The sequence below is a fragment of the Methylobacterium sp. C33D genome (assembly GCF_053345825.1).
Genome location: NZ_JBKFAV010000033.1, coordinates 50,225 through 70,423, shown reverse-complemented (window position 1 = coordinate 70,423; position 20,199 = coordinate 50,225). Strand labels below are relative to the sequence as shown.

General features: G+C 71.4%; 19 protein-coding genes and 1 pseudogene. 1 reads left to right on the top strand and 19 read right to left on the bottom strand.

What is annotated here, in order from left to right:
- Positions 1 to 109, top strand: a pseudogene (locus ACLBXO_RS23525) (ferredoxin--NADP reductase); the annotation flags it as partial.
- A gap of 82 nt (positions 110 to 191) precedes the next feature.
- Here ACLBXO_RS23525 and ACLBXO_RS23520 read toward each other — a convergent pair.
- From ACLBXO_RS23520 to ACLBXO_RS23430, 19 genes are all read right to left on the bottom strand, one after another.
- Positions 192 to 2,231: a molybdopterin-dependent oxidoreductase gene (locus ACLBXO_RS23520; protein WP_447686878.1), complete on the bottom strand. Its 2,040-nt coding sequence runs from the start codon at positions 2,229 to 2,231 to the stop codon at positions 192 to 194.
- A gap of 102 nt (positions 2,232 to 2,333) precedes the next feature.
- Positions 2,334 to 3,149 (bottom strand): M55 family metallopeptidase, encoded by an 816-nt coding sequence (locus ACLBXO_RS23515; RefSeq protein WP_331317288.1) that lies wholly within the window; start codon positions 3,147 to 3,149, stop codon positions 2,334 to 2,336.
- A gap of 3 nt (positions 3,150 to 3,152) precedes the next feature.
- Complete coding sequence (locus tag ACLBXO_RS23510) at positions 3,153 to 4,229, bottom strand: P1 family peptidase (RefSeq protein ID WP_447686877.1); 1,077 nt, start codon at positions 4,227 to 4,229, stop codon at positions 3,153 to 3,155.
- Positions 4,226 to 5,128 carry a glutathione ABC transporter permease GsiD gene (gene gsiD, locus ACLBXO_RS23505; RefSeq protein ID WP_447686876.1) on the bottom strand — a complete coding sequence of 301 codons (903 nt, stop codon included), beginning with the start codon at positions 5,126 to 5,128 and terminating at the stop codon, positions 4,226 to 4,228. The genes ACLBXO_RS23510 and gsiD overlap by 4 nt, the downstream gene beginning before the upstream one ends.
- Positions 5,129 to 5,135: 7 nt before the next feature.
- Complete coding sequence (gene gsiC / locus ACLBXO_RS23500) at positions 5,136 to 6,056, bottom strand: glutathione ABC transporter permease GsiC (RefSeq protein ID WP_331317284.1); 921 nt, start codon at positions 6,054 to 6,056, stop codon at positions 5,136 to 5,138.
- Between the two features lie 105 nt (positions 6,057 to 6,161).
- Positions 6,162 to 7,709: a glutathione ABC transporter substrate-binding protein GsiB gene (gsiB, locus tag ACLBXO_RS23495; protein WP_331317282.1), complete on the bottom strand. Its 1,548-nt coding sequence runs from the start codon at positions 7,707 to 7,709 to the stop codon at positions 6,162 to 6,164.
- Positions 7,710 to 7,740: 31 nt separating this feature from the next.
- Positions 7,741 to 9,654: a dipeptide ABC transporter ATP-binding protein gene (locus ACLBXO_RS23490; protein ID WP_447686875.1), complete on the bottom strand. Its 1,914-nt coding sequence runs from the start codon at positions 9,652 to 9,654 to the stop codon at positions 7,741 to 7,743.
- Between the two features lie 8 nt (positions 9,655 to 9,662).
- Positions 9,663 to 10,640 carry an isoaspartyl peptidase/L-asparaginase family protein gene (locus tag ACLBXO_RS23485; RefSeq protein WP_447686874.1) on the bottom strand — a complete coding sequence of 326 codons (978 nt, stop codon included), beginning with the start codon at positions 10,638 to 10,640 and terminating at the stop codon, positions 9,663 to 9,665.
- Complete coding sequence (locus ACLBXO_RS23480) at positions 10,637 to 11,575, bottom strand: MurR/RpiR family transcriptional regulator (RefSeq protein ID WP_447686873.1); 939 nt, start codon at positions 11,573 to 11,575, stop codon at positions 10,637 to 10,639. Before ACLBXO_RS23480 ends, ACLBXO_RS23485 begins: the two co-directional genes overlap by 4 nt.
- A gap of 233 nt (positions 11,576 to 11,808) precedes the next feature.
- Positions 11,809 to 12,501 carry a GntR family transcriptional regulator gene (locus ACLBXO_RS23475; protein WP_447686872.1) on the bottom strand — a complete coding sequence of 231 codons (693 nt, stop codon included), beginning with the start codon at positions 12,499 to 12,501 and terminating at the stop codon, positions 11,809 to 11,811.
- A gap of 85 nt (positions 12,502 to 12,586) precedes the next feature.
- On the bottom strand, positions 12,587 to 13,351 hold the full coding sequence (locus ACLBXO_RS23470; protein ID WP_447686871.1) for a carboxymuconolactone decarboxylase family protein: 765 nt from the start codon (positions 13,349 to 13,351) through the stop codon (positions 12,587 to 12,589).
- A complete protein-coding gene (locus tag ACLBXO_RS23465; RefSeq protein ID WP_331317273.1) occupies positions 13,348 to 13,737 on the bottom strand; it encodes a cupin domain-containing protein in 390 nt (129 codons plus the stop codon). Before ACLBXO_RS23465 ends, ACLBXO_RS23470 begins: the two co-directional genes overlap by 4 nt.
- A 9-nt stretch (positions 13,738 to 13,746) precedes the next feature.
- Complete coding sequence (locus ACLBXO_RS23460; RefSeq protein WP_331318612.1) at positions 13,747 to 14,682, bottom strand: NAD(P)-dependent oxidoreductase; 936 nt, start codon at positions 14,680 to 14,682, stop codon at positions 13,747 to 13,749.
- Complete coding sequence (locus ACLBXO_RS23455; RefSeq protein ID WP_331317272.1) at positions 14,679 to 16,055, bottom strand: MFS transporter; 1,377 nt, start codon at positions 16,053 to 16,055, stop codon at positions 14,679 to 14,681. The genes ACLBXO_RS23460 and ACLBXO_RS23455 overlap by 4 nt, the downstream gene beginning before the upstream one ends.
- A 110-nt stretch (positions 16,056 to 16,165) precedes the next feature.
- Positions 16,166 to 16,567 (bottom strand): carboxymuconolactone decarboxylase family protein, encoded by a 402-nt coding sequence (locus tag ACLBXO_RS23450; protein ID WP_331317270.1) that lies wholly within the window; start codon positions 16,565 to 16,567, stop codon positions 16,166 to 16,168.
- Positions 16,568 to 16,625: 58 nt separating this feature from the next.
- The gene (locus tag ACLBXO_RS23445; RefSeq protein ID WP_447686870.1) at positions 16,626 to 18,062 is read right to left on the bottom strand and encodes an aldehyde dehydrogenase family protein; all 1,437 of its coding nucleotides are present in this window, start codon (positions 18,060 to 18,062) and stop codon (positions 16,626 to 16,628) included.
- 4 nt (positions 18,063 to 18,066) lie between these two features.
- Entirely contained in the window at positions 18,067 to 18,939 is an 873-nt protein-coding gene (locus ACLBXO_RS23440) for an NAD(P)-dependent oxidoreductase (protein ID WP_331317267.1), read from the bottom strand.
- A 55-nt stretch (positions 18,940 to 18,994) separates the two neighbouring features.
- Positions 18,995 to 19,321: an NIPSNAP family protein gene (locus tag ACLBXO_RS23435; RefSeq protein WP_331317266.1), complete on the bottom strand. Its 327-nt coding sequence runs from the start codon at positions 19,319 to 19,321 to the stop codon at positions 18,995 to 18,997.
- Between the two features lie 12 nt (positions 19,322 to 19,333).
- Positions 19,334 to 20,143, bottom strand: a complete 810-nt coding sequence (locus ACLBXO_RS23430; RefSeq protein WP_447686869.1) for an N-acyl homoserine lactonase family protein — start codon at positions 20,141 to 20,143, stop codon at positions 19,334 to 19,336.
- Positions 20,144 to 20,199 lie beyond the last annotated feature (56 nt).

Below are 20,199 nucleotides of genomic sequence, written 5' to 3'. Positions count from 1 at the left end.
CGACATGATCCGCGACACCCGCGAGCTCCTGACCTCGCGCGGCTACGAGGAGGGCAACCACGGCGAGGCCGCCCACTACGTCATCGAGAAGGCCTTCGTCGAGAAGTAGCGCGGACCCGCAGGCCGGATCTCGACCCGGCGAGGCGCGCGGGCCGGACGCCCGATCGGCGCGGCGCCGGCAGGCGCGGGATTCAGGCCGCCCGGACCCAGACCGCGGTGTCGTGGAAGGCGGCGCCGTCGTTGGGGACGGCCGGCGCGGACCCGATGAGCGCGTTGATGCCGCCGCCCCCGCCGATGAAGGCCGCGCTGGGCCACAGGCTCTCGACCACCACGACGCCCGGCTGCTGGCCCTCGGCGAGGCGGGCGTGCAGCCGGACGCGGCCGCGGGCATTGCCGACCTCGACGGCGTCGCCCGTCCCGATCCCGAGCCGCGCGCCGTCCGCCGGATGGATCAGGCAGGTGGGCCGCCCCTCGCGGCGGAGCGATTCCGGCACGTTGGTGAAGGTCGCGTTGAGGAACTGGCGGGCCGGCGGGGCGATCATGCGGAACGGGTGCTCCGCGTCGGCGGGCTCGGCCTCCGGCCAGTGATCGGGCAGGGCCGGCATCCCGGCCGCGCGCGGCCCGAGCGCCGCCCAGTCGGGGGCGAAGCGGAAGCGCCCGTCGGGATGGCCGAACCCGTTCAGGAAGTGGCTCTCGGCGAAGTCCGGCTGCGCGTCGATCCAGCCCGCCGACTCCAGCCTGTCGAGGCCGCCCCAGCCGGAGCGCTCCAGGGTCGCGTCGGCGAGGTCGCGGGCGGTGAGGCGGAAGCCCGCGTGGTCCGCGCCGAGCCGGGCGGCGAGCCCGGAGAGAAGCGCGTGGTTCGAGCGACACTCGCCCGGCGGCTCCAGGATCGCGGGCCCGGCCTGGATGTGGCTGTGACCGCCGGCCCCGTAGATGTCGTCGTGCTCCAGGAAAGTCGTGGCCGGCAGCACGAGATCGGCGAGCGCGGCCGTCTCGGTCATGAACTGCTCGTGCACGGCCACGAACACGTCCGGCCGCGCGAGGCCGGCGCGCACCCGGGTGCTGTCGGGCGCCGAGACGGCGGGATTGGCCGACTGGATCAGCATGGCGCGCACCGGCGGGCCGCCCTGCAGGGCTTCGGGATCGTCGGCGAGCACGGCGCCGATCCGGCTCATGTCGAGCTCGCGCACGCCCGGCGCCCTTGCGTCGAGCCCCTCCGTCAGGGTCTTGTCCCAGTTGAAGATCGCGGCCTGCTGCCAGAGGGCGCCGCCGCCTTCGTGCTGCCACGCGCCGGTGACGGTCGGCAGGCAGGTCACCGCGTGGAGGTTCACGGCGCCGTTGCGGCTCCGGGTGAAGCCGAAGCCGCAGCGGATGTAGCTGCGCGGCGTCCGGCCGTAGAGCGCCGCGAAGGCCTCGATGGCGGCGGGCTCCAGCCCGGTGATCGCCGCCGCCCATGCGGGCGTGCGCGACGCCAGATGCGCTTCCAGAGCGGCCGTGTCCTGCGCGTGGGCGGCGAGGTAGGCGCGGTCCGCGTGACCGTCGCGGAACAGGACGTGGAGCACCGCGCAGGCCAGCGCCCCGTCGGTCCCGGGCCGGGGCGCGAGGTGGAGATCGGCGGCCGCCGCGGTCCCGGTGCGGTACGGATCGACCACCACCAGCTTGGCACCGCGCGTCTTGCGGGCGCGGCTGATGTGGGTCATCGCGTTGACCTGCGTGCTGACCGGGTTGCCGCCCCAGACCACGATCAGGTCGGAGAGCGCCATCTCGCGGGGATCCGGTCCAGCGATCCGGCCAACCCCGGCGCTCCAGCCCGCGATCGCGACCGCCGTGCAGATGGTGCGCTTGCGCCGCGAGTAGCCCATGACGTGGGTGAGCCGATGGATGCCGTCGCGCTGGACGAGGCCCATGGTCCCGCCGGAATTGTACGGCCAGACCCCCTCAGCCCCCCACCGGTCCGCCGTCTCCGAGAAGGCCGCGGCCAGCCGGTCGAGCGCCGCGTCCCAGGAGATCCGGCGCCACGCCCCGCCGCCCTTCGCGCCGACGCGCTCCAGCGGGTGGAGGATCCGGTCCGGGTGGTGGACGCGGTCGCCGTAGCGGCTGACCTTCGCGCAGATCACCCCGGCCGTGTAGGGGTTGTCGCCGCCCCGGACCGCGACGACGCGCCCGTCCGCGACCTGCACGTCGAGGCTGCAGGCCGAGGGACAATCGTGCGGGCAGACGGTCCGGACCAAGCGACGTACTCCCGTGGCGCCAGCATGGGGAAGCAAGGACCGTGCGGTTCTGGGCCTTCCGCCGGAGGACCGCAAGGCGCGGCGGCACCGGCCGCCGAAGGCTCAGCGCAGGGCGCTCGACATCGCCGACAGGGCGTTGATCACCCGGACGGCCTCCGTGACGTGCGTCGCCGCGAAGACGACCTCGCTGCCCTCCCCCCGCCGCAGGGTCGGCCACAGGCAGAACAGGTCCGCCAGGGCCGGTGTCTGCGCGCGCACGCGAACCTCCAGCGGGCCATCGAGCCGGAAGGGCCGCGCGCGCGCCTCCCGGAGGGCCGCCGCGACGGCCTCGCCGATCGCCGCGCAGCTCTGCGCCGGCGCGAGGCTGATGCCGCTGTTCTGCCCCGTCGCCCGCTTGGTCTCGACGAAGCGCGTCCCCGGGAGCAGCGCGCGGTTCTCCGCGATGAAGACGTCGTCGCCGCTCGCCATCGCCACCGGCACGCCGTGGGCGCCGGCCAGCGCGCCGTAGAGTCCGGCCTCGCCGAGTTCCTGGCCGTTGATCGCGATCCGGGCGAAGGCGAAGCTGTTGACCGTGTGGGCCAGGATGCCGCGCCCGCTCGCCCGCGAATGGTAGCCGACGAGGCAGACCGCATCGATGTCCTGATCGATCCCGGCCATCATCCCGAGGGGCCGCGGCTTGCCCTGCACGGCCTGCGCGCGAGGGTCGAGGAGGTCGGGCGGCATGTTGCGGAAGTCGCCGTGCGAATCGTTGACCAGCACCGCCCGCGCGCCGCCGTCGAAGGCGCCCGCGATGGCGGCGTTGGCCTCCCGCGTCATCAGCACCCGCGCGCGCTCGTACTCGGGATTTCCCGGCGTCGTCTGGACGCGGTGATAGATCCCGGCGACGCCCTCGATATCCGTCGAGATCAGGACGCGCATCGCTCAGGCTCCCAGGATATCGGCCCAGCCGGGCAGGAGATCGGTCAGGGCGTCCCGCCGGTGGCCGTCGCGGCCCGTCACCGCCTCGGCCCGCCAGAGGGCGTGGATGATCGCCTGCTCGATCCCGTCCGCGGCGGCCTCGAACAGCGGGTCGAGCTCCGCGTCGTGCAGCAGGGCGGGCGCCGGCATCGGGCGGGCGGCATCCTGCGGCACCGTGTAGGCCGTCGAGAAGGCGAGCGCGATGTCGCCGCTGCCGTGACCGAACACCGAGCCGGTCCGGGCGAGGCCCGCCCCGGCCCGCAGGGCGAGGCGGCGGAGCTGGCGCGCGTCGAGGGGCGCGTCGGTGGCGAGGATCATGACGATCGAGCCCTTCTCCGGCGGCTCCGCCACGGGTTCGGGCTCCCCGGCGGCCGCCCGGACGTGGGCGGCGAGGGCTGTGCCGCACACCCGGATCTGGGACGGCTTGCCGAAATTCGACAGGACGAGCGTGCCCAGCGTGAACCGGCCCCCCGCGCGCGCGCGGACGCGCCGGGAGGCGGTGCCGATGCCGCCCTTGAGGCCGAAGGTCGACATCCCGCGCCCGGCCCCCACCGACCCTTCCGCGACGGCGGTGCCGGCGGCGTCCAGGGCGTCGCTGTAATGGGACGCCTCCACGGCCATGCGCTGAAGGTCGTTGAGGTAGCCGTCGTTGCACTCGAACACGAGCGGGTTCAGCGTCGGCAGCGCGCGCCCGATCTCCGGATTGTCGGCGATCGCGGCGCGGATCTGGGCGGCCGCCACCGCCGGCACCGCGAAGGTGTTGGTCAGGGCGATCGGCGTCTCCAGGATGCCGAGCTCCTCGACCTGCATCAGCCCGACGGACTTGCCGAAGCCGTTCAGCACGACGCCGGCCGCCGGAACGCGGTCCCGGTAGGGATCGCCGCCGTGCGGCCGCACGACCGTGACGCCAGTCTGCACCGCTCCGTCCGCCAGCGTGCAATGCCCGACGGTCACGCCCGGGACGTCGGTGATGGCGTCGCGCGGACCGCGCGGCAGGCGGCCGACGCGGGGCGCCGGGCGCCGAGGGGCGGCCGGCGTCACAGGCGGTCGATCTTCGGGTCGAGGGCGTCCCGGAGACCGTCCCCGAGGAGGTTGAAGGCCAGAACCGTGAAGAAGATCGCGAGGCTCGGGAACAGCGCGACGTGCGGCGCCGTGACCATGTCGGCGCGGGCCTCGTTCAGCATGGCGCCCCATTCGGGCGTCGGCGGCTGCGCGCCCATCCCGAGGAAGGACAGGCTCGCGGCCGTGATGATCGAGGTGCCCAGCCGCATGGTGAAGTAGACCACGATGCCCGAGATCGTGCCCGGCAGGATGTGGCGCAGGATGATCGTCCGGTCGGGAGCGCCGATGCTCCGCGCGGCCTCGATGTAGGTGCTGTTCTTCAGGACCAGGGTCGTGCCGCGCACGAGGCGCGCGAAGGCCGGGACGCTGAAGACCGAGACCGCCACGACGACGTTGACGAGCCCGGACCCCAGGATGGCGACGACGCCGAGCGCCAGGAGGATGCCCGGGAAGGCGAACAGCACGTCGGACATGCGCATGACGATCCGGTCCCACCAGCCGCCGTAATAGCCCGCCAGGAGGCCCAGCACGGTCCCGACGAGGCCGCCGACGGCGACCGAGAGGAACCCGGTCGCCAGCGAGATCCGCGCGCCCTCGATGATGCGGCTCAGGATGTCGCGCCCGAGGGGATCGACGCCGAGCCAGTGCGCGAGAGAGGGGCCCTCGTTGATCCGGTCGTAGTCGAAATCGTTGACCGGGTCGTAGGGCACGATCCACGGGGCCAGCACGGCGACCGCGACCAGCAGGCCGATGAAGCCCAGGGCGACGACGGCGACGCGCTGGCGCCGGAACTTGCGCCAGAATTCCGACCACGGCGTCCGGATGCCGGTGGGGACGGGCGCGACGGTGGGGGCGGCGGGGACGAGGATGTCGGTCACGGCCGGCTCACCTGTAGCGGATGGTCGGGTTGATGAGGCCGTAGAGCACGTCCACGACCAGGTTTATCAGGATGAACTCCAGGGAGAACAGCAGGACCAGGGCCTGGATCACCGGATAGTCGCGCTGGTTCACGGCATCGACGAGCAGGCGGCCCATGCCGGGCCAGTTGAACACCGCCTCCACGACGATCGAGCCGCCGAGCAGGAAGCCGAACTGCAGGCCCATCATGGTCACGACCGGGATCAGGGCGTTGCGCAGGCAGTGCTTGGCGATCACGACGCGCTCCTTGAGCCCCTTGGCGCGCGCGGTGCGCACGAAATCCTCGCCGATGACCTCCACGAAGGCCGCGCGGGTGAAGCGGGCCATCACGGCGGCCACGGCCGCGCCCAGCGTCAGCGACGGCAGCACGTAGTGCCGCCACGTGTCGGCGCCGACGGTCGGCAGCCAGCCGAGCTCGACCGAGAAGATCTGCATCAGGAGGATGCCCAGCGCGAAGGCCGGGAACGAGATGCCGGACACGGCGAGCGTCATCCCGACCCGGTCGGGCCATGCGTTCCGGTAGACCGCCGAGACGATGCCGATGATCAGACCGAAGGCGACCGCCCAGGCCATGCTGGTGAGGGTGAGCAGGAGGGTCGGCAGGAAGCGCTCGCCGATCTCGGTCGAGACCGGGCGGCGGGTGCGGATCGAGACGCCGAGATCACCGCGGGCGAGGTTGGCGAAGTAGCGCACGAACTGTTCCGGCAGGGGCCGGTCGAGGCCGAGCTCTGTGCGCACCAGGGCCACCGTCTGGGCGTCGGCATCCTGCCCGGCCGCCAGCCGGGCCGGATCGCCGGGCAGCAGGTGGACGAACAGGAAGACCAGGACCGAGACGATCAGCAGCGTCGGCAGCAGCCCGAGGAGCCGCTTGAGCAGGAAGGTCAGCATAGGCTCGCGCCCGGGATCCGGGGTTTCCGTGAGGCGATCGCGCGGGCGCGCCGCGCCGGGCCGGCCGTCGAACAGGCCAGCCGGCGCAGCGCCCGCGATCGGCGGCTACTGAGCGACGGCGATCGCGCCGGAATCGATGTTGCCGTCGGGCATGACGTAGACGCCGGAGAGCCGCGCGGAGGTGGCGTAGAGATTCTGCTCGGTGACCAGCGGCGCCCAGGGGGCGTCCTTCATCACGATCTCCTGGGCCTTAGCGTAGAGCTCGGCCCGCTCCGCGTCGTTCGTCGAGACGAGCGCCTTGGCGAGCAGGGCGTCGAACTCCGCGTTGCTGTAGTAGGCGGTGTTGTTGAGCTTGGGCGGCCACGCCTCCGTGGCCAGCAGCGGCCTCAGGCCCCAGTCGGCCTCACCGGTCGAGGACGACCAGCCGGCATAGTAGAGGCGGACGCGGGCGGTCTTCGGGTCGGGGGCGGTCTGCACCCACTCGGTGCGCTGGCCGGGCTCCAGGGCCAGGGTCTGCACCTTGATGCCGACCTGCCCGAGCTGCTGCTGGAGGAACTGGATCGCCTTCTGGGCGGTGGTGGTGGTGTAGGCGCTCCAGAGAGTCGCCTCGAAGCCGTTCGCGTAGCCGGCCTCCTTCAGGAGCTGGCGCGCCTTGGCCGGGTCGTAGGGCCACGGATCCATCTTGTGGGCGTAGCGCACGCCCTGCGGGACGATGCCCTGGGCGGGGAAGGCGTAGCCCGAGAAGGCGACCTTGGCCAAGGCCTCCTTGTTGATCGCGTAGTTGATCGCCTGTCGGACGCGCAGGTCGTCGAACGGCTTCTGCAGCACGTTCATGCTCAGATACCGCTCGATGATCGAGGCGTGGACCTCGATCTTCAGCTTCTTGCTGGCCTCGAGCATCTTGGCCTGCTCGTAGGGCAGCGGGAAAGCGAAGTCGGCCTCGCCGGTCTGCAGCATGGCGGCGCGGGTGCCGTTCTCGGGCACCGGCTTCCACGTGATGGTGTCGACCTTGGGGAAACCGGCCTGCCAGTAATCGGCGAACTTCGCGCCCTTGACGTAGTCGGTCTGCTTCCAGTCGACGAAGGTGAACGGCCCGGTGCCGACCGGATGGAAGGCGATGTCCTTGCCGTACTTCTTCAGGGCCGTGGGCGAGATGATCGCCGCCGAGGCGTGGGCCAGCGAGTTGATGAACGGCCCGAAAGGCTCCTTCAGGGTGATGCGCAGGCTCGTGGGCGAGAGCACCTCGATCGTCTTGATGCGGTTGAACTGGTTGTAGCGCGCGAGGTGGTTCTCCGGGTCGAGGACGCGGTCGAGGTTGGCCTTCACCGCAGCGGCGTCGAACGTCGTACCGTCGTGAAATTTCACGCCCTCACGCAGCTTGAACGTGTAGACGAGGCCGTCGGGCGAGGTCTCGTAGCTCTCGGCCAGGACGTTGCGGACCTTGAGATCCTTGTCAAAGCCGAAGAGGCCCTCGTAGAACGACTTGGTGACGGCGGTCGTGAGCGTGGTGTTGGTGTTGTACGGGTCGAGGGTCTCGGGCTGGCCGCTGATCGCCAGGATCGGGTCGCCCGCCGCGGCGGCGGGGGCGGTCGCCGCGGCGAGCAGGCCGGCGGCGAGGAGGAAGCGCTCGAACATGGTCAGACCTCGGGGCATGGGACGATCCTGGTGGCGGGGGTAGGCGGTGTCAGGCGGCGAGGCCGCCGACCGTGTGGCGGGCGACGAGATGGCCGGGGCCGATCTCGACGAGGGGCGCGACCTGCGGCTCGTCGCCGATGGCCCGGACCGGGCTCGGGATCTCGTCGGTCAGGAGCCGGCGGGCGCGCAGGTGCCGGCGGGCCGGGTCGGCGACCGGCACCGCCGCCATCAGCTTGCGGGTATAGGGGTGCTGCGGGTTCTCGAAGATCGCCCGGCGGGGTCCGATCTCGACGATCTGGCCGAGATACATCACCGCGACCCGGTGGCTGACGCGCTCGACCACCGCCATGTCGTGGCTGATGAAGAGGTAGGCGAGGCCGAACTCCCGCTGGAGGTCGAGCATCAGGTTCACGATCTGCGCCTGGATCGACACGTCGAGGGCCGAGACCGCCTCGTCGGCGACGATGACCTTCGGGTTCAGGGCGAGGGCCCGGGCGATGGCGATGCGCTGCCGCTGCCCGCCCGAGAACTCGTGCGGGTAGCGCTGGGCCTGGTCGGGGGTCAGCCCGACGCGCTCGAGGAGCCACGCCACCCGCGCCTCGGCCTCGCGGCGCGTCGCGATCCCGTGGACCAGCAGCGGCTCCATGATCGAGAACCCCACGGTCAGGCGCGGATCGAGGGACGCGTAGGGGTCCTGGAAGATGAACTGGATGTTGCGCCGCAGATCGCGGAGCCGCCCGGGTGGCAGGTCGCGGATGTTGCCGCCGTCGAACTCGATCAGGCCGCTCTCGCTCTCCACGAGGCGCAGGAGCGAGCGGCCCGTCGTGGACTTGCCGCAGCCGGATTCGCCGACAAGGGCCAGGGTCTCGCCGGGATGGAGATCGAAGCTGACCCGCTCTACCGCATGGACGCGGCGGCGGACGCGATTGAGCAGGCCGCCGCGGATGTCGAACCGGGTGACGAGGTCGCGCACCCGCAGGATCGGCCCGGCGCCGGCGCGAACGGTGTCGTGGGGCGCGTCGACCGCGGCGGGGTCCGCCTGCCCTGCCGGCTGTTCCCGGGCCTCGGCCCGCAGCAGGTCGAATTTCCGTGGCAGGTCGCTGCCCGCCATGGCGCCGAGCTTGGGCACGGCGGCGAGCAGCGCCTCGGTGTAGGCGTGGCGCGGCGCGGCGAAGAGTGCGGGCGCCGCCCCCTCCTCGACCTTGTCGCCCCGGTACATGACCAGCACGCGGTCGGCGATCTCGGCCACGACGCCCATGTCGTGGGTGATGAAGACGACACCCATCTTCATCTCCGCCTGCAGGCTGCGGATCAGCTCGAGGATCTGCGCCTGGATCGTGACGTCGAGGGCCGTTGTCGGCTCGTCGGCGATGAGAAGCTGCGGCTTGCAGGACAGGGCCATGGCGATCATCACGCGCTGGCGCATGCCGCCGGAGAGCTGGTGCGGGTAGCGCGTGAGGACGTTGCGCGCCTCGGGGATGCGCACGAGGTCGAGCATCCGCAGGGCCTCGGCCCGGGCGGCGGAGGCGCTCTTTCCCTGGTGGACGCGGATCGATTCCGCGATCTGGTCCCCGGCGGTGAAGACCGGGTTCAGGGAGGTCATCGGCTCCTGGAAGATCATCGCGATCTCGGAGCCGCGGATCGCCCGCATCTTGGCGTTCGGGGCCGCGGCGAGATCGAGGATCTCGCCCGTGCCGCGCCGGAACAGCATCTGCCCGGCCGCGATCCGGCCGCCGCCGTGCTCGACGAGGCGCATCAGGCTCAGCGAGGTCACGGACTTGCCCGACCCGGACTCGCCGACGATCGCCAGGGTCTCGCCGGCGTCGACGTGGAACGACAGGTCGCGGACCGCCTCCACGACGCGCTCGGAGGTCGCGAAGCGGACGGTGAGGCCGGTGACGGAGACGACCCGTCCGTCGGGCATTGCGATGGGAGAGCCGGTCCCGGCTGCGATGCTCGGCATGGCGGATCTCAGCGCGCGTGGGCCGGGACGCGGCGGGTCTCGCCGAAGATCGCGGTGGCCGGCGCCTCGCCGGAGCGGACGAGGCCGCGATACATGCCCTCGGTGTTGAACGGCATCGCGACCCGCCCGCGCGCGTCGACGGCGATCAATCCGCCGCGGCCCCCGACCGCCGGCAGGCTGTCTTCGACGACCGCCCGGGTCGCCGCCGCGAGGTCCTGCCCCCCGTAGGCCATGCGCGCGCAGACATCGTGCGCCGCGGCGACGCGGATGAAGGCCTCGCCCGTGCCGGTGCAGGAGACGGCGGCGAACCGGTCATCCGCGTAGGTGCCCGCGCCGATCAGCGGCGAGTCGCCGATCCGGCCGGGACGCTTGTTGGTCATGCCGCCGGTCGAAGTCAGGGCGGCGAGATGGCCATCGCGGTCGAGGGCGACGGCGCCCACCGTGCCGAACTTGCGGGTCTCGTCGAGGGGGCCCGACGCCGCGTCGTGGTCGAGGGCCACCTGCCCGGCGGCCCGGGCGCGGCGGAGCTGGTCGCGGCGGGCCTCCGTCGAGAAGAAGTCCGGCGCGACCATCTCCAGGCCGTGCTGCTCCGCGAAAGCCTCGGCGCCGGCCCCGGCCATCAGGACGTGCTCGCCCGCCTCCAGCACCGCGCGGGCGGCGCGGCCGGGCCGGCGGACCCGCGCGACACCCGCGACGGCGCCGGCCCGCAGGGTGGCGCCGTCCATGATCGCGGCGTCGAGCTCGTGGGTCTCGGCGCTCGTGAAGACGGCGCCGTGGCCGGCGTTGAACAGCGGGCACTCCTCGAGGAGGTCGACGGCGCGGCTCACGGCGTCGAGGGCGCTGCCGCCGTCGGCGAGGCAGGCCGCTCCGGCCGCCAGGATCTCGGCGAGGGCCGCGTGGTAGCGCGCCTCGCCGGGATCGGCCTGGCCCGACGCGATCGTCCCGGCGCCGCCGTGGATCACGAGAACGGGGCGGTGGTCGCTCATGGAACGGTTCCCGGAGGCGGGGTGTCGGGCAGGTCGTCGGCGCCGCCCTCCGGCGGCCAGGCGGCGTAGTCGCGGTCGAGCCAGGGCAGCACCGCCTCCGTCACGCGCGTCGCGGCCGGCACCAGATCCACGGTGGCGTGGGCGAAGGCGCTCGCCAGGGCCTCCACGAGGGCCGTGAGGCTGGCATCCGAGGCCGCGAAGTAGTGGCAGTCGGTCTGCGCGTAGAGCGCGAGGGTGGCGGTCGCCACCAGGGGCGAGTGCGGCCCGTCGGTCAGCGCCAGCACCGCGGCGCCGTGCTTCCGGGCGATCTCGGCGAGCCGCACCGTGTCGGCGAAGTAGCGCGGCGTGGCCAGGGTGATGACCAGGTCGTCGGCCGTCAGCCGGCGCAGGGTCCGCGCCGCGAAGCCCGGCCCCTCCAGTGTCGCCAGGAGATGGACGTCCTCGCGGTTCACGTCGAGGTTGCGCGCGAGGATGCCGGCCGGCCAGCTGCTGCTGCCCAGGCCCACGACGTAGACCCGCCGGGCCTGCCGGATCGCCTCGACCGCGCGGCCGCAGGTCTCGCCGTCGAGCCCGCGCCGCGTCGCCTCGATGTTGCGGATGATGTCGGCCAGGGCTCCGTCGAGGATCCCGGACACGCTCGCGGGCTGCTCCCGTCCGCCGCGCAGCTTCTCGACCGGGGCCAGCGCCTTCTCGTAGCCGAGGACGAGGGCCGCGCGGAACTTCGCGTAGCCCGCGTAGCCGACGGCCCGGGCGAACCGGTTGGCGGTGGCGACGGAGACGCCGACGAGATCCGCCAGCTCGTTCACCGGGAGCGTCGCGGCGCGCAGCGGATGGTCGAGGACGAACCGGGCGACCTGCCGGTGGGCGGCACTGAGGGACGGATAAGCCTGCGCGATGCGCTGGGCGACGGATGCTTCCCCCGGTTGCAGTGCCACGGCGCTGGGCTCGATCGAAAATTATCAACTGAGCCGAAGGTGAGAAATTTTTAGATCATTTGCAAGCGCGAGATGCCGCTTCCGGCGGCATCCCCTGCACAAATCATCGCGTTGAACGGGTTGATCGTAGGCACGACGGCGCCGCGTCACGGTCGGACAGAGATCAGAGGCCGCCGGATCCTGTCACAGAGAGGGCCGAACGGCGGAAGGCGCTCGGGATCGGGGAGCGCGGGTCAGCTCGCGGCGTCGAGGGTCGTCTGCGCGGTGCGGAACGCCAGCTGCTTCAGGGCGACCGCGCAGGCGTTGGTGACGTGCAGGCGGGCCAGCCGCTCCGCCTGCGCGGCGTCCCGAACCTGAAAGGCCGCGACGAGGGCGTCGATCTCGGCGAGGCTGTGCGGCAGCCGCTCGGGATGCATCAGGGAGGTCGCCCGCAGCAGGTTGATCCGCGAGTAGAAGCCGCGGAGGATCTCGCGGACGAGATCGTTGCCGCAATGGCTGAGCATCACGTCGTACAGAACGCCCTTGGCGCGCAGGACGCGGTCCGTGTCGCCGGAGCCGGCAGCCTCGCGCAGGTCTCCGGCAGCCCGGCCGAACTCCGCGATCGCGGCGTCCGTGGCCTGCATGGCGAATTCGTGCGCCGCGAAGCCCTCCAGCACGGCCCGCAGCGCGTAGAGCTGCCGCGCCTCGTCGACCGAGATCGAGGCCACGACCGGGCCGCGATGCGGGACCGTGTGGACGAGCTTCTCGGCCTCGAGCCGGCGCAGGGCCTCGCGCACGGAGGCGCGGCTGACGCCGAGCCCCTCGCACAGCTCGCGCTCGATCAGCCGCTCGCCGGGGGCGTAGACGCCCGAGGTGATCGCCTCGCGGACGGCGTCCTCGACCTTGTGCCGGAGCGTGTCCGGCTGGATGGCCCTGATCTTGTTCATCGCTGGGTCTTCGGGGAGCGCTGCCGAGCCGAACCGGTGACATGGCGCAGCCTCGGGTGGCAAGGCGTGCCGCGAGGCGCGTCGGTCAGCCCCGGCCCCGCGCGGCCAGTTCGTCGCGCAGGATCGGCGCGGCCAGTTCCGCGCCGTGCATGCCGATCAGGCTGACGATCTCGAGAACCTCCATGAGTTCTTCCTTGGTCGCGCCGTAGCCGAGGGCGTTCTTCATGTGCATCTTCAGGCCCGGCACGTAGAGGTGGGTCGCCGCCGCGTCGAAGGCGCAGTAGACGAACTCCTTCATCTTCGGCGTCAGCACGCCGTGGCGCCAGGGCCAGGCGGAGAAGTCGAGATAGCCCTCGAACAGGTCGGGATCGAGCTCGAGAAGACCGTCCCAGAACGTGTGCCAGTAGCCCCTGTCGCGGGTGAAGTCGGATTTCAGCCGCTCCTGACGCGGCGTGAGCGGCGCGGGGCCGCTCCGCTGCCCGGCCTCCTCCAGCACCTCCAGCAGCAGCGGCACGCCGATGTTGCAGGCGTGGATGCCGAGAGTCGCCGTCAGGGCCAGGACCTCGGTGATCTCCTCGGCGCTCGCGCCCGCGTCGAGGGCGTTGCGGATCTGGCGGCGGGTCCCGGGCGCGTAGAGATGGGTCGCGGCCGTCGCGGCCGAGAGCGCGATCAGGGCGCGGTCCTTCGCGCCGAGATGGTTCCTGCGCACGGGGACCATCGCCAGCCGCGCCCAGGCGTCGAGGAAGCCCGGGGCCAGCTCGGCCAGGGCCGCCTGCTCCGCGTCCCAGTAGCCCAGCTCCCTCTCCACGGTGTGCCGCAGGCTTTCCGGGCTCGGCGCGGGCCCGGTCATGCCGTGGCTCCGGCGTAGTCGGCCTCGACCACCTCGTCCTGCCAGTCGGTCTTGCCGAGCGAGATCGCCGTGTGGAGCAGGTAGCTGTCGGCCGCCGCGCCGTGCCAGTGCCGCTCGTCCGCGGGGATCCAGACCGTGTCGCCCGCCCGGATCGGCTGCGCCTGCTGACCCGCGACGCAGATCCAGCCCTTGCCGGCGGTCACCTGCAGGATCTGCCCCTGCGCGTGCGCGTGCCAGAAGGTCCGCGCGCCGGGCGTGAAGAAGACGTTGTTGATCATCACGCCGTCCGTCGACGGCATCACCGGGTCGGCCCAGACCTGCCCGGTGAAGGTCGGCCCGCGGCTCTCGGACTTGGCGCTGTTCTCGCGACCGTGGAAGATCTGCATCGTATCCTCTCAGTTCTCGTGTCGGTTGCCGTGGAGCCGGACGCCGCCGGAGACGTCGCCGATGGCGTCGACGACGCGGTTGGAGATGACGTCGCCGTAGCCGAGCGCCGTGGCGAGGCCGAAGCTCGCCATCGGACCCGCCGCGTTGAGGGAGGCGACGCCGAGTTCGTGCAGGAGATCGGTGTAGAGGACGACATCCTTGGTCATCAGCTTGCCGGTCAGGCCGCCTTCCAGGTAGTCGCCGTCGACGATCTTCGGGAAACGGTTCAGCGTCGCGAAGTTGACGCCGCTGGAGGCGTTCAGCACCTCCAGGAGCCGGTGCAGGTCGAGCCCGGCCTTCCGCCCCGCGACCATGACCTCCGCGGTGGCGGCGAGGCTGACCGCGTTCAGGAAGTTGTTGAGCAGCTTGGTCGTGTGGCCGGCGCCCGAGCCGCCCATCACGACGACCTTTCGGGCGATCGGCGCGAACACCCAGCCCAGCCGGTCGATGATTGCGGGGTCGCCGCCGACCATCAGGGTCAGCGTGCCTCTCTCGGCCGCGGCGGCGCCGCCGGAGATGCCGGCGTCGACGTAGGCGACGCCGCGCTCGGTAAGCGCCGCGGCGAGGCGGCGCGTCGAGCTGGCCGAGGCGGTGCTGAGGTCGACGACGATCTGCCCGTCCCGGCAGCCCGCGAGGACGCCGCCCGCGCCGAGCACGACGCGCTCGACCACCTTGCTGTCGGGCAGGGACATCAGGACCACGTCCGCCGCACCGACGACCGCGGCGATCGAGGCCGCTTCCGTCGCGCCCCAGCGCGAAGCGGCCTCCCGGTCGGTGTCGTAGCCGACGACATCGATCCCCGCCCCGGTCAGGCGGCGCGTCATGCGGCCGCCCATGTTGCCGAGCCCGATGAAGCCGATCCGGTTCCCGTTCATGCTGCGTCCTCCGCGCGGCGTCCGGCTCAGTGGCCGGTGCCGAAATCGACGTCCTTGGTCTCCGGCCCGATGAGCGCGCCGACGGTGCCGATCAGGCCGCCGGCGATCAGCAGGGCCACGGGCGTCAGCGCGAGGGGCATCAGCGCGCTCAGCCAGTCCATGTAGAAGGCGTAGAAGGACGGGATCACCACCGAGAGGCTGAACCCGATGCCGAAGCCGGTGGCGCGGACATCCGTGGCGAAGCGCTCGTTGATGTAGGTGACGATGACACCCCAGGGCGAGGTCACGATCACCGCGAGGAGGCTGACCAGCAGCACGCGGGTTCCGAACGCCATGTCGGGCGTGACGGTCAGCGTGTAGAGGATGTACGCGCCGACGGTGGCGATCAGCGGGCCGACGATCACGAAGAACCGCCGGCGGCCGATGACCTGCCCCAGCAGGCCGGAGCCGATGTAGCTGAAGAACAGGATCGTGTAGCAGATCATCAGCGTCGCGGTCAGCGCGAAGCCGTTGAGGTGCAGGGTCTTCACCAGCAGACCGGTCGGCATGTAGATCGTGATGATGTTCTGCGTCATCCAGAAGCCGGTCATCAGCAGCAGGACCTGCAGGAGGTCGCGCCCGCCCTTCCCGGAGAGCAGTCCCGCCATGGGCGACGTCTCGGCCTGTTCGGCCCCGGCGGCGGCCTCCTTCTTCCAGACCTCCGATTCCGAGACCTTGTGGACGTAGTAGAGGGCGAGCAGGCCGGCCAGCGCCGCGCCGACGATGAAGGGGATGCGCCAGCCCCAGACCGTGTAGGGCGACCCGGGCCCGTCGAGCGGGAACAGGTAGAACATCAGCATCGTGATGAGATTGATGCTGACATAGGCGGCCGGGAAGCCGGCGATGATCAGCCCGCCGACGAAGCCGCGCTTGTCCTTCTTGGAATACTCGATGGCGAGCGGCATCGCGCCCGTGTAGCCGCCCCCGAGGAAGATCCCGTCGAGGAAGCGCAGCAGCACCAGCAGGATGTACGAGGCGAGGCCGAGCGTCTCGTAGCCGGGCAGCAGGCCGATCAGCAGCGTGATCACGCCGAAGCCGGCCACCGAGTAGATCGAGGCTGCCCGGCGCCCGACCTTGTCGGCGATCAGACCGAAGATGAGCGCGCCGATCGGGCGGCCGAGGAGCGTGGTGATGAAGACGAGCGAGGCCAGCACCGTCTCCATCTGGGGAGACAGGTTCTTCGGCTGGAACATGAACATCACCGGTGCCAGCGCGACCACCGGCAGGTAGATGTCGAACATGTCGATGTATTCGGAGAAGAACGCGCCGCGGATCGCGCTCCTGCGCTTCTCCTCGATCGACTGGGACGCGGCCGGGCGCGCGCCCGCTCCGTCCGTTGCCAAAGCTGCCGACGTGACCGACATGGCGTCTCCCTCCCTGCTCGTCTGCCGCGCAGTTTCTTGACTGCGTCGGACTCAGGTGCGGGTCCGTACCCGCGCGGCGCGGGCTCGCGCCCGCGCATTGGTTCGCGGGATCAGCGCCCGCCGGCCTGCTCCGCGTCCCACGCGGCGATCGCCGCGGAGGCGGTCCGGAAGGCGGCCAGGGCCGACGGAGCGCCGCAATAGACGAGCGCCTGCATCAGCACCGCCTGGATCTCGTCCTTGGTCACGCCGTTGTTGAGCGCGCCTTTGACGTGGACGCCGAGTTCGTGGTGCTGGTTCATCGCGGTCAGCATCGCGATATTGAGCATGCTCCGGGTCTTGAACGGCAGCGTCTCGTCGCCCCAGACCGCGCCCCAGCAATACTCGGTCACGAGCCGCTGGACCGGGCGATTGAACGCGTCGGCATTGGCCCAGGACTTCTCGACATGGGCGGCGCCGAGGACGGTCTTGCGGTTCTCGAAGCCTCTGCCGAACAGCTCGCTCTCATCGGACATCTGGTTCTCCTGGTCGGGGCCGACGCGCGCGGGCGCCGGCCGCATCGCGCGGGACGGATCAGTCGAGGCCGAAGCCGATCATTGCCTTGGTCTCGAGGTATTCCTGGAGACCGGCCTCGCCCCATTCCCGGCCGTTGCCGGACTGGCGGTAGCCGCCGAACGGGGCGTGCACGTCCGGAGGCGGATAGTTGATGTGGACCTGCCCGCCGATGAGCCGCCGCGCCACGGCGCGCGCCCGGTCGCGGTCCCGACCCTGCACGTAGGCGGCGAGCCCGTAGCGCGAGCCGTTGGCGATCGCGATCGCCTCGTCCTCGCTGTCGTAGGCGAGGATCGACAGGACCGGCCCGAAGATCTCCTCCCGCGCGATGGTCATGTCCGAAGTCACGTCGGCGAACACCGTCGGGCGGACGTAGAAGCCGCGATCGAGGTGGTCCGGCCGCTCCGGGCCGCCGGCGACGAGCCGCGCGCCCTCGGCGATGCCGGTGCGGATCAGCCCGACGACGCGCTCGTACTGGGCGCGGTTGACCACCGGGCCGAGATCCGTCTCGGGATCCGCGGTCGGGCCGAGCCGGAAGCCCGACGCCGCCTCGGCCGCGATCGCGGCCGCCTCGTCCATCCGGTCCCTGGGCACGAGCATCCGCGTCGGGATGGAGCAGGACTGGCCGGAATTGGTGCAGCAGGCCGCGACGCCGCGCCGGACCGCCTGATCGAAGTCGACATCCGGGAGCAGGATGTTGGCCGACTTGCCGCCGAGTTCCTGCGCGACGCGCTTGATGGTCGGGGCCGCCGCCCGGGCGATCTCGATCCCGGCGCGGGTCGACCCGGTGAACGAGACCATGTCGATCCCCGGATGGGCGGCGATCGCGGCGCCGACGCCGGGGCCGTCCCCGTTTACGAGGTTGAACACGCCCGGCGGGACGCCCGCGTCGTGGAGGACCTGCGCGAACAGCATCGCGCTCACGGCCGAGAACTCGCTGGGCTTCAGAACCATCGTGCAGCCGGCCGCGAGCGCCGGGGCGATCTTCACGACGATCTGGTTGATCGGCCAGTTCCAGGGGGTGATCAGGCCGCAGACGCCGATCGGCTCGCGCCGGATCCGGGTGGTGCCGCGATCCTCCTCGAACGCGAAGCGCTCCATCACCTCGATGAGCGCGTTGAGGTGCGCAGGTCCCCGCGCCGCCTGCCCCTTGCGGGCGAAGCCGATGGGCGAGCCCATCTCCTGCCGGATCGTCTCCGCGAAGGTCTCGAACCGCTCCTCGAACAGCGCGAGGACCCGCCGCAGGATCGCGACGCGCGCGGCGGGCGCCGTCTCCGAGAAGGCCGGGAAGGCGGCGCGGGCGGCGCGCACGGCCCGGTCGACATCCTCGGCATCGCCGAGCGCGAGGGTGCCGAACGCCGTCTCCGTGGCGGGATCGATCAGCGGGAACGGGCGGGCCGCGACCGGCTCGACCCAGGCGCCGTCCATGTAGAAGCGGCTCAGGTCCGGGAGCGCCATGGTCTCAGGCTCCCTCGGCCAGCAGGCGGTACATCTCGGTGTGGTCGGCCGCGTGCCCGACTGCATCGGCGACCGCATGCCAGGTCTCGATGCAGTGCCGGCCGAACCCGAGCGGGTAATCGACCGAATCCGCCAGGGCCCCGGCGATGCCGAGATCCTTGTCCATCAGCTTCAGCGAGAAGCCCGAGGCGAAGCTGCCGCTGAGCATGAACTGCTTGACCTTGTTCTCGGAGGTGTTGCTGCGCCCGGACGAGGCGTTGAGCACGTCGGTCATGGCCTCCGGCGCGATGCCGAAGCGCTGCGCTACGTGGAGCGCCTCGACGGTGGCGAGCAGGCCCGCGGCGGACACGAAGTTGTTCAGCGCCTTGGCGGCATGGCCCGAGCCCGCCGGGCCGATATGCAGGACGGATGAGCCCATCGCCTCCAGCACCGGCCGCCAGCGGGCGAGGAGATCCGCCTCGCCACCGACGAGGATCGCGAGCGTGCCGTCCACCGCCCGCCGCACGCCGCCCGAGACCGGCGCGTCGAGATAGCCGAGCCCCTTCCCAGCGAGCGTCTCGCCGAGGGCGCGGGAGCGCACCGGCTCCGACGAGCTCATGTCGATCACGGTAGCGCCGGCCGGGAGCGCGTCGGCCCAGCCCTCGTCGAGCAGCACCGCCTCGACGATGGCCGAGTTCGGCAGCATCGTGATCAGCAGATCGAGTTCGGACGCGTTCTCCCGCGTGAGCGCCGTCGCACCGAGATCCCGGGCGAGCGCGTCGGTCCGAGCCGTATCCGCGTCGAGCAGGCGGAGCGCGTGCCCCGCCCTGGCGAGGCACCGGCTCATGGGGTCGCCCATCATGCCGAGGCCGATGACGCCGATGGTTCTCTGTTCCATGCCGTGAATGTCCCTGTGGGCGACGACCGGAGTGGACCGGCGGCGCGTGTCCCCGTCAGCGCAGGGCGGAGAAGTCGGTGGGAGCGAGGAAGGTATTCTCGATCCGGGCGACGATCGGCCGGTCCTTCTCGGTCGCGGCACGGGCGGCGATCCAGTCCGGATCGGCCTGGAAGGCGTTCCAGCGCGCCTCGCGCTGGGCCATGTCGTCCCACTTGAGCAGGTAGGTGAGCGCGTGGTTGTCGGGACCGACGAGGGTGGTCCAGAAGCCGACCTGCTCGATGCCGTATTTCTGGAAGAAGCCGAGCGTCGTGGAGCGGAACCGCTCCAGCAGGGCCGGCAGCCGGGTCGGGGCGCAGTAGTAGACGCGCATCTCGACGATCATGGAATCCTCCGGTCAGTAGGTCGGTGAAGCGGTCGGGGGCAGATCGACGCGCGCGATCCAGCCGGCGAGATCCTCGGCCGCCGGCGGGTAGATCGCGAGAACCTGCGGATCGTGGCCCGGGACGATGTGATCCTCGGACTCGGCCAGGCGCCGGACCGTCCGGTAGCCCTCGAACATGTCGCCGACATTGTAGACGATCGGGTAGGCGAGCCGACGTCCGATATTGGCGAAGAAGTGCGCGGCGTCGGAGGCCAGCACGACCCAGCCCCGCGCGGTCCGGACCCGGACGATCTGCAGGCCGTCCGAATGCCCGCCGACCCTATGGAGGGTGATCCCCGGATACAGCGTGTCGGTCGCCTCGCGGAAGCGGACGCGGTCCTCGAAGAGGCGATCCACCATCGCCTTCACGTCCTCGGCGGCGAAGGGGTGGCGGACCTCCGGGTGGCACATGCACCGGCCGGTGCAGAACGCCATCTCGCGCTCCTGGACATGGAAGCGGGCCTTCGGAAACAGATCGTGGTTGCCGGCATGGTCGTAGTGCAGATGGGTCAGGACGACGTCCTCGACCCCCAGCGGGTCGACGCCGATCCGCGCCAGGCCGTCCTCGACCGGCCGCACGATGCTGCGGCCCCGCTTCGTCGCCATCGCCCGGTCGAAGCCCGTATCGACGACGATCGTCCGGCCGCCGCCGATGACGACCCAGACGAAGTAATCGATCGGCATCGGACCGTCGTGGATATCCCCGCCGATGAAATTCTCGCGGGCCATACGGTGATGATGCGCGTACTTGATCGCGTAGATCTCGTAGATCTCTGCGTCCATGCGGGCGTTTCCTTCAGGCGGCCGGTTGATCCGGCTCTCCCTCGCGGACGCGTCTC

Excerpts from the sequence above, each read along its gene's own strand:
- ACLBXO_RS23515 (WP_331317288.1), bottom strand. The coding sequence starts at position 3,149 with ATGCGCGTCCTGATCTCGACGGATATCGAGGGCGTCGCCGGGATCTAT.
- gsiC (WP_331317284.1), bottom strand. The coding sequence starts at position 6,056 with ATGCTGACCTTCCTGCTCAAGCGGCTCCTCGGGCTGCTGCCGACGCTG.
- gsiB (WP_331317282.1), bottom strand. The coding sequence starts at position 7,709 with ATGCCCCGAGGTCTGACCATGTTCGAGCGCTTCCTCCTCGCCGCCGGC.
- ACLBXO_RS23490 (WP_447686875.1), bottom strand. The coding sequence starts at position 9,654 with ATGCCGAGCATCGCAGCCGGGACCGGCTCTCCCATCGCAATGCCCGAC.
- ACLBXO_RS23485 (WP_447686874.1), bottom strand. The coding sequence starts at position 10,640 with ATGAGCGACCACCGCCCCGTTCTCGTGATCCACGGCGGCGCCGGGACG.
- ACLBXO_RS23475 (WP_447686872.1), bottom strand. The coding sequence starts at position 12,501 with ATGAACAAGATCAGGGCCATCCAGCCGGACACGCTCCGGCACAAGGTC.
- ACLBXO_RS23470 (WP_447686871.1), bottom strand. The coding sequence starts at position 13,351 with ATGACCGGGCCCGCGCCGAGCCCGGAAAGCCTGCGGCACACCGTGGAG.
- ACLBXO_RS23465 (WP_331317273.1), bottom strand. The coding sequence starts at position 13,737 with ATGCAGATCTTCCACGGTCGCGAGAACAGCGCCAAGTCCGAGAGCCGC.
- ACLBXO_RS23455 (WP_331317272.1), bottom strand. The coding sequence starts at position 16,055 with ATGTCGGTCACGTCGGCAGCTTTGGCAACGGACGGAGCGGGCGCGCGC.
- ACLBXO_RS23450 (WP_331317270.1), bottom strand. The coding sequence starts at position 16,567 with ATGTCCGATGAGAGCGAGCTGTTCGGCAGAGGCTTCGAGAACCGCAAG.
- ACLBXO_RS23445 (WP_447686870.1), bottom strand. The coding sequence starts at position 18,062 with ATGGCGCTCCCGGACCTGAGCCGCTTCTACATGGACGGCGCCTGGGTC.
- ACLBXO_RS23440 (WP_331317267.1), bottom strand. The coding sequence starts at position 18,939 with ATGGAACAGAGAACCATCGGCGTCATCGGCCTCGGCATGATGGGCGAC.
- ACLBXO_RS23435 (WP_331317266.1), bottom strand. The coding sequence starts at position 19,321 with ATGATCGTCGAGATGCGCGTCTACTACTGCGCCCCGACCCGGCTGCCG.
- ACLBXO_RS23430 (WP_447686869.1), bottom strand. The coding sequence starts at position 20,143 with ATGGACGCAGAGATCTACGAGATCTACGCGATCAAGTACGCGCATCAT.